Origin of the sequence: Marinobacter mangrovi, assembly GCF_016798325.1 — a bacterium.
In the GTDB taxonomy this organism is placed as follows: domain Bacteria; phylum Pseudomonadota; class Gammaproteobacteria; order Pseudomonadales; family Oleiphilaceae; genus Marinobacter_A; species Marinobacter_A mangrovi.
Map to the genome: position 1 here is coordinate 793,242 of NZ_JAERVO010000001.1, position 12,853 is coordinate 806,094.

Sequence of the window (12,853 nt, forward strand, 5' to 3'; positions counted from 1 at the left end):
CTTTATTATTAGATCCTGCAAGCGTAGGTCGGTTTCATGCCGCTGACGATGGTGCAACAGGCCACAGAATCGTTTTTTTCGGTCAATGTCAGGCGGTGTCATTTCGTAGCGGTAGGAACCGCTTTCAGGTGGAGCCCAGGGGCGTGAGGCAGGTACGGGGTCGGGATTCCCGTGGGGCATGGAACTGTCGGTCGGACCCATTTGAGAACGGCCCGGTTGTTTGGAACTGAGCCGTTCCACCGATATCTATATGAAGAAATGCCGAGCGGATACGTTCAAAGGGGCGTTTGAATCGGCGCCGGTCGCCCGGTTCAGTCCTTGACGTTTTCCATGACCACGAAGGTGCTGGTCTGCAGGACATGGGGCAGGGCGGAGATCTGTTCACCCAGGACGTGGCGGTATTCGGCCATGTCCCGTGTGCGGACTTTCAACAGATAGTCAAAATTGCCGGCGATCATGTGGCATTGCTCCACCGCCGACATTTGCCGGATGGCTTCATTAAACGCCGCCAGGGATTTACTGCTGGTGTCACTCAGCGTGACCTGTGCAAAGGCGATGTGACTCTGGCCCAGTTTTGTCTGGTTGATCATCGCCGTATAGCCTGTGATGTAGCCCTGTTCTTCCAGGCGCCGCATGCGGACCTGGCAGGGCGTTTTGGACAGACCCACCCGGGAAGCCAGCTCCGTCACGGTGATCCGGGCGTTCTTTTGCAATTCGCGCATGATGGAGTGATCAATTCTGTCCAGTTCGCCCATGATGTTTCGTCCCGGTAAGATTTATGGCTAGCGAAAGTGCTAAATATAAACAAACCGGCTGCGCAATAAAACTAAATGGGTAAAGCGACTTCGAGCGATTGCCTATACTGTGGGCTATGAGTCTGCGCGGTAGGAAGCGTGTCAGGCGAGAGCGTCCACAGAGGGACGTTCGCAGCCACGCGATCTCTGCCGCACAGACGCCTGGCTTCACCCTTTATATTCACCGGCTTTCTCCGGAGATGCCTGATGACAGACAGCCGACCGCCATCCCCGAACACCCTGCTTGAACAACTCGCCGCCGCCATGGAAGACGACCGCCAGGATGCGGAAAGCTGGGCCCGATTACGGCAAATGGTCTCCGGCATGATGGCGCAGACGCGCTCCTGGGATGATGAATTCCGGAAGGGGCTGATGGACGCTTTCGGCAAAAAAATGGGCGAGTTCAACGGTACGCTCTACGCCAACGCCTTTCCGACGGGCTATCGGAACCGCTTCTCCAGCGCAGCCGCGGTTAACGATGTGGCCGAGCTCCAGTCCATCGCCGTCAGCGCCGATGTGCCGATGCGCTTCCACGCCGATCGGGATCAGGACGGCAACACCCTGTCGTTCAAACTCTACAGCAGCGGCAAGCCGGTGATTCTTTCCGACGTGGTGCCCCTGCTCGAAAACCTGGGCATGCGCGTGCTCGACGAGCATCCCTACGTGATCGAGCGTAGCGACGGAAAAGTCTTTGGTATCAGCGACTTTACTGTGGAGGTCTTGGGCGAGCCGGCGAGCGCCGGAGATGACGCCACCCGGGGCCTTCTGCAGGAGGCCTTCCGGGAAATCTGGAACGGCTTCGCCGAGAACGACACCTTTAACCGGTTGATCCTGGTGGCGGGGCTGGGGTGGCGTGAAGTGTCCGTCCTGCGGGCCTTCGCACGCTACGTCAAGCAGTTGCGCTTTGGTTTCAGTCAGCATTTCCTGGCGGAGACCCTGTGTCGTCACGTGGACATTACCGTCCAGCTGATCCGGTTGTTCCAGGTACGATTCCAGCCGGATATTGCCAAACCCAAACAGCGTGCAAAGCAGGAAGCGGAGGTGGAGCAGGCGATCCTGGCCGCCCTGGAAGGCGTTGAAAGCCTGGATGACGATCGCATCCTGCGGCGCTTCTTCGTGCTGATCAAGGCGATCTCCCGAACCAACTTCTACCAGCAGGAAGACGGGCAGTTCAAGCCATACGTGTCCTTCAAGATCGACCCCCAGACCATTCCGGATGTGCCCAAGCCCTGCCCACGATTCGAGATCTTCGTCTATTCGCCCCGGGTGGAAGGGGTGCATCTGCGGGCGGGACCGGTGGCCCGGGGCGGCCTGCGCTGGTCGGACCGCGCGGAAGACTATCGCACCGAGATTCTCGGGCTGATGAAGGCCCAGCAGGTCAAGAACTCGGTCATCGTCCCGGTGGGCGCCAAAGGCGGCTTCATCGTCAAGCAGCCGCCGGCCGATCCCTCCCGGGCGGCACTGCAGGAAGAGGGCATCGCCTGCTACCAGACCTTCATCCGCGGCCTGCTGGATCTGACCGACAATCTGGATGCCGGCACCATCGTGCCGCCGAAAGCCGTCGTGCGGCACGATGACGACGATCCCTACCTGGTAGTCGCCGCCGATAAGGGAACCGCCACCTTCTCGGACATCGCCAACCGTCTGGCGAGCGATTATGGCTTCTGGCTGGGCGACGCCTTTGCTTCCGGCGGCAGCGAGGGCTACGACCACAAGAAAATGGGGATCACCGCCCGTGGTGCCTGGGAATCGGTGAAGCGGCACTTCCTCGAGAAAGGCATCGACACCCAATCCGATCCGTTTACCGTCGTCGGCATCGGGGACATGGGCGGGGACGTTTTCGGCAATGGCATGCTGCTGTCGGACAAGATCCGACTGGTCGGCGCCTTCAATCACCTGCATATCTTTGTCGATCCGACCCCGGACGCGGCCGTTTCCTTCAAAGAACGTCAGCGCCTGTTCGAGCTGCCCGGTTCGAGTTGGGCGGACTACGACGCCGCGAAGATCAGCGAGGGCGGTGGCGTATTTTCGCGCGCCCTCAAGTCCATTCCCGTCTCCAAGCCGATGGCCAAAGCGTTGGGCATTAAAGCTGGCCGCATGGCCCCGAACGACCTGATCAGTGCGTTGCTGAAAGCCCCCGTGGACATGATCTGGAACGGTGGCATCGGCACCTATGTCAAGGCACCGGGCGAATCCCACGAGGACGTCGGCGACAAAACCAACGACCCGGTCCGGGTGGACAGCAACCAGCTGCGCTGCCGGGTTCTGGGCGAGGGCGGTAACCTGGGCTTTACCCAGCGGGCGCGTATCGACTTTGCCCGTCGTGGCGGCGCGGCGAATACGGACTTTATCGACAATGCCGGCGGCGTCGACTGCTCTGACCACGAAGTGAACATGAAAATCCTGCTCAATGCGCAGGTCCGCGACGGTGCGCTGAGCATGGACCAGCGCAACCGCCTGTTGCGCGAGATGACCCCGGAAGTGGCGCAGTTGGTTCTCAAGAACAACTACCGTCAGGCGATGGCGTTGAGTATCGCCGATGCGGGCGGTATGGCCGGCCTGGACGAGTGCGAACGCCTGATACGGCGCCTGGAATCCGATGGCCGGCTCGACCGGGCACTGGAGTTTCTGCCGGATGATGAGGCCCTGCAGGAGCGCCGCGAGCATGGCGGTGGACTGAGCCGACCGGAACTGGCCGTCCTGATTTCCTACGCCAAGCTGGAGCTGGAGCAGTCCCTGCAGGCGTCGCCCCGGGTTCTGGACGACCGGTTCCTGGATGCCCTGTTCAGCGCGTTCCCCGCCTCCATGCGCGAGACCTTCCCGGACGCGATCCACCATCACCCGCTGCGTGCGGACATTACCGCAACCCAGCTGGCCAACGACCTGATCAACCGGATGGGCATCACGTGGATCGACCGAATCCTGCACACCGCCCGAGCGGATATGGACGAAGTGGTGATCGCCTACCGCATTGCCATGCGTATCTACGGGGTAGACGCCCAATGGGCCGCAATCGAAGCGCTGGATGGCCAGATCCCGTCCAGCGTGCAACTGGAGCTGTTCCGGGATCTGATCCGGCTGGTGACACGCAGCACCACCTGGATTTTACGCAATCGGCCCGAAGGGCTCGACGCCGCCGCCTGCGAGGCGCGCTATTCGCCGTCGCTCGCCGAGGTGGTGACCTCGGTCAAAGCGCTTCAGGCGGTGATCCCGGAAAGTCGCTGGAAAGAACGCTATGCTTATTATGTAGACAAGTCCGTACCCGATAATCTGGCTGCCTACTGCGCCTCGATCGAGAGTCGCTATTGGCTGCTGGACATCATCGAGGTTGCGCGACAGTTCGATCAGCCGTTGTCCGCAGTGGCTGAAGTCTACTTCTCACTGGGTGAGGGCCTGAAACTGACGTGGCTGGATCGTCAGATGCGGGCCTTCCGTGCCAAGGGGCACTGGCAGTCACTTGCTACCAGTCATTACCGGGATGAGCTGGATCATCAGCTCCGCAACCTGACCGCCAGTGTTTTCCATACCAGTGACAAGGCGGGAACGCCTCAACAGATGCTTGCCGTCTGGCACGACGTGAAGCAAACGCAGATACAACGCTGGCAACAGATGCTGGCGGATATGCAAGCGACGAATGTCATTGATTGTGCAGTATTTTCTGTTGCTCACGGAGTCCTGCGGGAACTGGGCACTGAAGTGGCCTGACACACGATCATTGGCACGCTCTGGTATAGGTAAAGGCCACATTTCCTGTTTTTAACTTTTTGTCCAGGAAATGCAGCAATGTAGAAGGTTGAAAAAAGATAAACCGTCGCATGCAAATGGTTTTAATAGGAAAAATGACTCCGTCTCTCTCGGTAGAATGCAACGAGAGACGAACAATGACGAGGTGACAGCTATGAAACCGCAGCAATCAACGACTCCATCGCTCATTGAGAGCCGCCAGGCGATCCGCCAGTACTACCTGGCCGACGAGTATAAAGTCATCCGTGAGCTGATTGCTGACGCCCAGTTGTCCAAGGCCGAGCGTGAGGCGATTACTGCCCGCGCCGCCGATCTGGTGCGTGATGTTCGCAGCAACGCGCGCCCCACGATCATGGAGAAGTTCCTTGCCGAGTACGGTCTGACCACCAAGGAAGGCGTTGCGCTGATGTGCCTGGCGGAAGCGCTCCTGCGTGTGCCGGACAACACCACCATCCATGCGCTGATCGAAGACAAGATTACCTCCGGGAACTGGGGCGCTCACGTGGGCAAGGCCGCGTCCGGCCTGATCAACTCCACCACGCTGGCCCTGCTGATGACCAGCAACCTGCTGAAGGATTCCGAGCGCCAGACCGTGGGCGAAACCCTGCGCAAAATGGTCAAGCGCATGGGCGAACCCGTGGTGCGAACCGTGGCCGGCCAGGCCATGAAAGAGATGGGCCGCCAGTTCGTGCTGGGCCGCGATATCGAAGAAGCCCAGGACAACGGCAAGAGCTACATGGCCCGTGGCTACACCTACTCCTACGACATGCTGGGCGAAGCCGCGCGTACCGATGCGGACGCCGTTCGCTATTACAACGCCTATTCCGACGCCATCGACGCGATTGCCAAGAATTGCAAAGGCGATGTGCGGACCAATCCCGGCATCTCCGTCAAATTGTCCGCGCTGCTGGCCCGTTACGAATACGGCCAGAAAGAACGCGTCATGAACGAGCTGATGCCCCGCGCCCTGGAGCTGGCCAAGAAAGCGGCTAAAGCCAATATGGGCTTCAATATCGACGCGGAAGAGGCGGATCGCCTGGACCTGTCGCTCGACGTGATCGAAGCGATTTTGTCCGATCCGGAACTGGCCGGCTGGGACGGCTTCGGTGTGGTCGTCCAGGCCTTCGGCAAGCGGGCGTCCCACGTGCTGGACTGGCTCTATGCGCTGTCCGCCAAGCTGGACCGCCGCATCATGGTGCGCCTGGTGAAAGGCGCCTACTGGGATGCCGAGATCAAGCGCGCCCAGGTCATGGGCCTGAGCGGCTTCCCGGTCTTCACCCGCAAAGCCTGCAGTGATGTGTCCTACCTGGCGTGTACCAAACAGCTGCTGGGCATGACGGACCGCATCTATCCGCAGTTTGCGACCCACAATGCGCATTCTGTTTCCGCGGTTCTGGAGCTGGCCAAGGATGTGGATCGGGATCGCTTCGAATTCCAGCGTCTACACGGCATGGGTGAATCCCTGCACGATCAGGTGCTGAAGGACAGTGGCGTGCCTTGCCGTATTTACGCACCGGTGGGTGCCCACCAGGACTTGTTGGCCTATCTGGTACGTCGTCTTCTGGAAAACGGCGCTAACAGCTCCTTCGTGAACCAGATTGTCGACACCCGGATTACCCCGGAAGAAATCGCCAAGGACCCGATCGATACGGTCGAAGCCATGGGGGAAAACATCTCCAGTAAGGCGATCGTGCGGCCGGCCGACCTCTTCGGCAAGCAGCGCCGCAACTCCAAGGGCTGGGACATCACAGATCCAGTCACCATCGAGGAAATTGAACAGGGTCGCGCACCGTTCAAGACCCATCGCTGGAAAGGCGGTCCGATTACCGCCGGCGAACCGGTTGGCGCTGAAGTCCAGGTGGTCCGCAACCCGGCGGATCCGGAAGACTTGGTGGGCCACATCACCTATTCATCGGACGCCGATGTGGAGGTGGCCATCAACGCCTCCCAGGATGGCTTCAACAGCTGGTCGGCCAAACCGGTCGAAGAGCGCGCTGCATGCGTGCGCAAGGTCGGTGATCTGTACGAAGAGCACGCCCACGAACTGTTCGCACTGACCACCCGCGAAGCCGGTAAATCCCTGCTGGATGCCGTTGCGGAAATTCGTGAAGCCGTGGACTTCTGTCAGTTCTACGCCAATGAAGCGATCCGCTATAAAGATGCCGGCGACGCCCGCGGCACGATGGTTTGTATTTCCCCGTGGAACTTCCCGCTGGCGATCTTCACCGGTCAGATCATGGCCGCCATTGCCGCCGGTAATGCAGTCATCGCCAAGCCGGCCGAGTCCACGTCACTGCTGGCGTATCGAGCGGTCCAGCTGATGCACGAAGCCGGCATCCCGAAAGACGCACTGCAGTTGCTGCCGGGCACCGGTAGCACCGTGGGCGGGGCTATTACCTCTGACGCCCGCATTGCCGGCGTCTGCTTCACCGGCTCTACGGCAACGGCACAGAACATCAACCGCAAGATGGCCGAGAACATGGCGCCGGACGCCACGCTGATCGCCGAAACCGGCGGTCTGAACGCCATGATTGTCGATTCTACGGCGCTGCCGGAACAGGTGGTGCGTGACGTGCTGGCGTCGTCCTTCCAGAGCGCCGGCCAGCGTTGTTCGGCGCTGCGCATGCTCTATGTGCAGGAAGACATCGCCGACCACCTGCTGGAAATGCTTTACGGCGCGATGGAAGAACTGGGCATTGGCGATCCCTGGCAACTGTCCACGGACGTCGGCCCGGTTATTGATGACAATGCCCACAAGAAGATTACCGAGTACTGCGCCAAGTACGACAAGAAGGGCCAGTTGCTGAAGACGATGAACGTGCCCGAGAAAGGCCGCTTCGTGTCGCCGGCCGTGATCAAGGTCAGCGGCATCGAGGAGATGGAAGAGGAAATCTTCGGTCCGGTCCTGCACGTCGCTACGTTCCAGGCGAAGGACATCGACAAGGTCGTGGATGCGGTTAACGCCAAGGGCTACGGCCTGACGTTCGGCATTCATAGCCGTGTGGATCGCCGGGTCGAGCGTATTGCCAGCCGCATCAAAGTGGGCAACACCTACGTCAACCGCAACCAGATCGGCGCCATCGTCGGTTCCCAGCCGTTCGGTGGGGAAGGGCTGTCCGGCACCGGTCCCAAGGCAGGCGGTCCGCACTACGTGCGGCGCTTCCTCAAGAACGAGAAGATCGAGAAGCCGCTGGACAACAGCGCCAAGCGCATTGACGCCAAAGGACTGCAGAAGCTGATTGATCAGGCCGCAGGCCAGAAAGCCACCAAGCCCAAAGGGCGCGAAGAGCTGCTCAAGCCGATCTTCGGTGACGTGCCGGCGCCGCTGGATGGTCATTCCGAGGATCTGCCGGGACCGACCGGTGAGCTGAACCGCCTGACGGATTACGCCCGCGGCGTCATCCTGTGCCTGGGGCCGGACGCGGAATCCGCCCTGAAGCAGGCCGGTGTAGCACTGTCCCAAGGCAACCAGGTCGTGGTTGTGGCGCCGGACGTCGAGAAGACCGTGGCCGAAGCCGCCAAGGCTGGCCTGCCGATCGTCGGGGTGAATGGCATCCTGGAAGCGGAGGCGCTGACCAAAGCCAACGGTTTTGACGCCGTTGTCAGCGTGGCTGAAACGGCGGTCCTCCGGGACTACCGCCTGGCACTGGCCCAGCGCGACGGGGTATTGATCCCGCTGGTCACCGAGCAGAACCTGGATCAGCGCTTCGTGCTTGAGCGTCACCTGTGTGTGGATACCACCGCAGCCGGCGGTAACGCCAGCCTGATTGCCGCGTCCGAATAATTCAGCCCGGCAGTAGAAAGCCCGGATGTGTTGCATCCGGGCTTTTTTGTGGGCATCTGTTCTTTCACAAGCATCGCTAGTTATCCTGGTTGGCAACAAGTGACCGAAAGCACGGAGCCGCAAACCTGATGGAGTATCCGGCAATCGGTGTGGCGTCAGGTGACGTACCATGATCGACAACGGTCAAGCCGACGTTCCCGGCGAGCGGGGAAACGTTGGCCAACAGCCCTAACGCGACAGGAAAGGAGGCTCTGGAATGAAAGCCATGGTACTGAATGCCCCGGGCGGATTCGATCGAATCGACGCCATCGAGTCCCGGGATCCGGGCGAACCCGGTCCGGGAGAAGTCCGCGTCGCCATCAAGGCCAGTTCCCTGAACTTCCACGATCTACTGGTGGCCGCGGGAATGATTCCGTCAGACGACCAGCGGGTACTCATGTCCGATGGTGCCGGCGTGGTCGAGGCGGTGGGTGACGGCGTCACCGAGTTTGCCGTCGGAGACCACGTGGTTTCCGGTTTCTTCCCGCAATGGCTGGATGGAACACCTATCCCGTCCGTGGGTAACTTTGCGGGAACGCCGGGTGACGGTATCGATGGCTTTGCAGCCACGCACGTGGTGCGGGCGGCGACGGCCTTCACGCACTCACCCGAAGGCTGGAGCCATGCCGAATCGGCCACCATTACCACAGCAGGCCTGACCGCCTGGCGGGCTCTTGTCGTGAATGGCGGGATCAAGGCCGGGGATACTGTGCTCACGCTGGGTACTGGCGGCGTATCCATTGCGGCCATTCAGATCGCAAAGGCCATGGGAGCCACCGTCATTGCCACGTCGTCCTCGGATGACAAGCTCAAGCGGGTACAGGCATTGGGTGCCGATCACCTGATCAACTATCGCACCACGCCGGAGTGGGGCAGCGCGGTTCAGGATCTTACCGACGGACGAGGCGTCGACCACGTCGTGGAGGTGGGCGGCCCAGGGACCTTGGCCCAGTCGATCAATGCGGTTGCCGTGGGCGGTCACATCGCACTGATCGGGGTGCTGACCGGCCGTCAGGGCGACATTCCCACCGGGGCGCTGATGGCCAAACAGGCAAGGCTACAGGGCTTGATTGTAGGCAACCGCCGCCAGCAACAGGCGTATGTCGCCGCCCTGAACCAGACCGGGATTCGACCGGTGATTGACCGCACCTTCCCCTTCGAGCAACTGGCTGATGCGTTCCGCCATCAGGAAAGTGGCCAGCATTTCGGCAAGATTTGTGTTGAGTGGTAGCCGTTGAGCATAAAGACCCGCCATACGTTTCATTGGAAAAAGCGGCGGGTCTTTTTATGGGATAGTATGAACCACGACAACGTGGTCCCTGCAAAACTCCTCGTGAGGGTGTCTGACTGGCGTTCTGTGTAAGACGTGCATCGGCGTCCTTGCCGCCGCCGGAAGCTGGTTACGCAAATGCCTGCTTCAGACGAACCAGACCTTTTTGAATGGATTGGTCATTCGCCGCGAAAGAAAGTCTCATATGTCCCGGTGCATTGAACGCAGAGCCGGGGATCATGGCAATGCCCAGTTCATCCAACAGCCAATCGGCCAATTCCCGATCATCGTTAACGTCAGACAGGGATTCGATGACGGGAGAAAAGTCTGGCAGGCAGTAGAAACTGCCCTGAGCAGGAAGGCATTTGATCCGTTCTATCTTCTTCAGGCCATCGGCAACCTGGTGAGCTCTGTCGGAAAACACCTGCGTCATTTTTTTAACCTCGTCGAGCCCCCCATTTAAAGCGGCTGTCGCCGCGACTTGTGAGACAGCCGCAGTGTGGGAATTTGTCTGGCCCTGGAGCTTTTGCATCTCCTTGATAATATCTTCAGGCCCGGCCGCGAAGCCCACTCGCCACCCGGTCATGGCATAGGCCTTGGACACCCCATTGATGACCACCGTGCGATTCTTTAATGACGGGCAGACATTGACGATGTTGGTATAGGGCACGTCAGAAAACCGCAAATGTTCATAGATATCGTCAGACAGGATGACGACGTTTGGGTATTTCAAAAGCACATTACCCAATGCCGCCAGATCCTCACGGCTATACACCTGACCGGTTGGATTGTTGGGGCTGTTGAGAATGAGAACACGGGTACGGTCAGTGAGAGCCGACTCGAGCGATTCCGGAGTCAACACGAAACCGTCTTCGTAACGAGTGGTCACATTGACGATCTTAGCAGCGGCGATATCTGCAATGGCCGGGTAGGTTCCCCAATGAGGTGTCGGGATCACGATCTCGTCACCCGGTCCAAGCAGCGACAGGCACGCGTTGAAAAGACCCTGCTTGGCACCGCAGGTGTGCATGATCTGCTCATGACTGTAGTGAAGGTGGTTCTCGATCTCGAGCTTACGCTGGATAGCGTCCTTTAATTGCGGTAAGCCACCAATTTCAGTGTATCGGGTAAAGCCGTCGTCCAGGGCCTGTTTTGCCGCATCGATAATTCCTTGAGGCGTGTTGAAGTCAGGTTCGCCGGCATCCAATCTGACGATGTCGTGACCGTCATGAGTCAAGGCCTTTGCGCGAGCGCCAATGCGGAATATGGCAGATTCCGATAGATCATTGACGCGCCGGGCGAAATGATGGGTAGTCTTTTGCATACGGTTGCCCTCCCTTGATGTGCGTAACATTTGACGTTCGCGTCGCCCCGGAGCTGACAGCCTCTGGTGGCGGATCATGGCGCTCAATGTCAGTGTTTGGCCGCCAACTGTTTCAGGGACTGCTTCATCATGCGATAGGCTGACGGATCGCCCTTGATCATCGAGGCGATGAATCCCTTGGCCTGATCGAAATTGATGTGTGGGGGCAGGGGGCCGATTTCCGGATCGACGTAAGCATTGATGACGACGGGGCGGTCCGCGTTGAGGGCTTCTTCCCAGACGCGATCCACATCCTCCGGCTGAGCCATGCGCAAACCCTTGAGACCGAGCATCTCCGCGTACTGATCGTACGCAAAATCGGGAAGGTCCTGGGATGTTTCGTATTTGGGATCGCCTTCCATGATGCGTTGCTCCCAACTGACCTGATTGAGATCCTGATTGTTAAGGACCAGAACGATACAGCGGGGATCTTCCCACTCCTGCCAGTACTGTGAGATGCCGATTAGGGCCTGGTTGCCGAGCATCTGCATGGCGCCGTCACCGACCATCGCCACGCCGGGACGATCAGGGTAGGCAAACTTGGCGGAAAGGATGTAGGGGACCCCGTTACCCATCGACGCCAGTCCGCCTGACACCGATCCCATCATGTCGCTGCCAATCTTCAGGTAACGGGCATACCAGTTGGTTGCCGAACCGACATCACAGGCAAGCATGACGTTATCCGGGAGTTGTTGGTTGAGTGACCAGAACACATACTGGGGGTTGATCGGCGACGCGGAAGTCTGGGCTCGTTTGCCGAGCAATGCCCACCAATCCCGGGTTTCCTCGATGATTTTTTCTTGCCAGCTGCGATCCTCTTTTAGGGACACGCGTTCGATCAACGCCTGGACGATAGCCGCCGCATCCCCGTGTAGATTGACCTCGGTGGGATAGCGAAGTCCGAGCGCTTCGGCATCGATGTCGATCTGTATGGCTCTTGCCTGACCCTCAGGAGGCAGGAATTCTGCATAGGGGAAACGAGTGCCAACCATAAGCAACGTATCGCAGTTATCCATCAGCATCTGGCTGGGCTGTGTTCCCAGGAGCCCCATCGTACCGGTCACGAAGTCACGATCGTCCGGGACAATGACTTTGGCGAGCAAGGCCTTGGCGACCCCGGCACCGATCTTGTCGGCCAGCGCCATAACTTCGTCGACAGCATGCTTACAGCCGGCGCCGGCCAGAATCGCCACCTTTTGGCCCTCGTCGAGTATGGCGGCAGCCTCGTCGAGATCATTGGAAGCCGGCAGCCAGGCCGGCTTGCGATAGCCAACACCGGAGTAAACAGCGCCGTGGGAGGCTGACGGCATTTCCATTTCCAGATCCTGGACATCGTTGGGTACGACGATGGCGGTGACGGTTCGTCGTGCCAGGGCAATGCGGATGGCCTGGTCGATGAGATGCCGTGCCTGGACGGGATCGGACACCATGTGCACGTAATGGCCAGCAACGTCCTTGAATAACGACGTCAGGTCGATTTCCTGCTGGTAATCGGTACCCAGGCTTGCGCGAGACTGCTGGCCAACAATGGCCAGTACCGGCATATGATCTTTCTTGGCATCGTAAAGCCCATTCAGTAAATGGACCGCTCCCGGGCCGGAGGTGGAAATGCACACGCCGACTTGCCCTGTAAATTTGGCGTGGGCACTGGCCATAAAGGCCCCGATCTCCTCATGCTGGGGTTTGACTATACGAATGTCGGGCTCGGCCCGGCGTAGTGCGGCCATCATGCCGTTGATGCCATCGCCCGAGTAGCCGTAAACCCTGCCGATTCCCCAGGTCTTCAGGCGTTCGACAATAAAATCGCTTACTGTCTGTGTCATGATTCCTCCAATTGATCGGTCGGTTTGCTTAGAGGA

Annotated in this window: 6 protein-coding genes; 3 read left to right on the forward strand and 3 right to left on the reverse strand. The window is 59.5% G+C overall.

What is annotated here, in order from left to right; all coding sequences use genetic code 11:
- Positions 1 to 311: 311 nt before the first annotated feature.
- Positions 312 to 755, reverse strand: coding sequence for an Lrp/AsnC ligand binding domain-containing protein (locus JL474_RS03560; RefSeq protein WP_123636554.1), 444 nt, complete (start codon positions 753 to 755; stop codon positions 312 to 314).
- A gap of 246 nt (positions 756 to 1,001) precedes the next feature.
- Here JL474_RS03560 and JL474_RS03565 point away from each other — a divergent pair, with 246 nt between their 5' ends.
- The 3 genes from JL474_RS03565 to JL474_RS03575 all read left to right on the forward strand — a co-directional run bounded on the left by JL474_RS03565 (position 1,002) and on the right by JL474_RS03575 (position 9,592).
- Positions 1,002 to 4,499 carry an NAD-glutamate dehydrogenase gene (locus tag JL474_RS03565; protein WP_203140937.1) on the forward strand — a complete coding sequence of 1,166 codons (3,498 nt, stop codon included), beginning with the start codon at positions 1,002 to 1,004 and terminating at the stop codon, positions 4,497 to 4,499.
- 193 nt (positions 4,500 to 4,692) lie between these two features.
- On the forward strand, positions 4,693 to 8,322 hold the full coding sequence (gene putA / locus JL474_RS03570) for a bifunctional proline dehydrogenase/L-glutamate gamma-semialdehyde dehydrogenase PutA (RefSeq protein WP_203140938.1): 3,630 nt from the start codon (positions 4,693 to 4,695) through the stop codon (positions 8,320 to 8,322).
- Between the two features lie 256 nt (positions 8,323 to 8,578).
- Positions 8,579 to 9,592 (forward strand): zinc-dependent alcohol dehydrogenase family protein, encoded by a 1,014-nt coding sequence (locus JL474_RS03575; RefSeq protein WP_123636557.1) that lies wholly within the window; start codon positions 8,579 to 8,581, stop codon positions 9,590 to 9,592.
- 169 nt (positions 9,593 to 9,761) lie between these two features.
- Here the strand turns inward: JL474_RS03575 and JL474_RS03580 are convergent, their stop codons facing one another.
- Positions 9,762 to 10,955 carry a pyridoxal phosphate-dependent aminotransferase gene (locus tag JL474_RS03580; protein WP_203140939.1) on the reverse strand — a complete coding sequence of 398 codons (1,194 nt, stop codon included), beginning with the start codon at positions 10,953 to 10,955 and terminating at the stop codon, positions 9,762 to 9,764.
- 89 nt (positions 10,956 to 11,044) lie between these two features.
- Positions 11,045 to 12,817 carry a thiamine pyrophosphate-requiring protein gene (locus tag JL474_RS03585; protein WP_203140940.1) on the reverse strand — a complete coding sequence of 591 codons (1,773 nt, stop codon included), beginning with the start codon at positions 12,815 to 12,817 and terminating at the stop codon, positions 11,045 to 11,047.
- Positions 12,818 to 12,853: the final 36 nt, after the last annotated feature.

What these genes read in the sequence shown, in the direction of transcription:
- JL474_RS03560 (WP_123636554.1), bottom strand. Translation starts at nt 755, where the DNA reads ATGGGCGAACTGGACAGAATTGATCACTCCATCATGCGCGAATTGCAA.
- JL474_RS03565 (WP_203140937.1), top strand. Translation starts at nt 1,002, where the DNA reads ATGACAGACAGCCGACCGCCATCCCCGAACACCCTGCTTGAACAACTC.
- putA (WP_203140938.1), top strand. Translation starts at nt 4,693, where the DNA reads ATGAAACCGCAGCAATCAACGACTCCATCGCTCATTGAGAGCCGCCAG.
- JL474_RS03575 (WP_123636557.1), top strand. Translation starts at nt 8,579, where the DNA reads ATGAAAGCCATGGTACTGAATGCCCCGGGCGGATTCGATCGAATCGAC.
- JL474_RS03580 (WP_203140939.1), bottom strand. Translation starts at nt 10,955, where the DNA reads ATGCAAAAGACTACCCATCATTTCGCCCGGCGCGTCAATGATCTATCG.
- JL474_RS03585 (WP_203140940.1), bottom strand. Translation starts at nt 12,817, where the DNA reads ATGACACAGACAGTAAGCGATTTTATTGTCGAACGCCTGAAGACCTGG.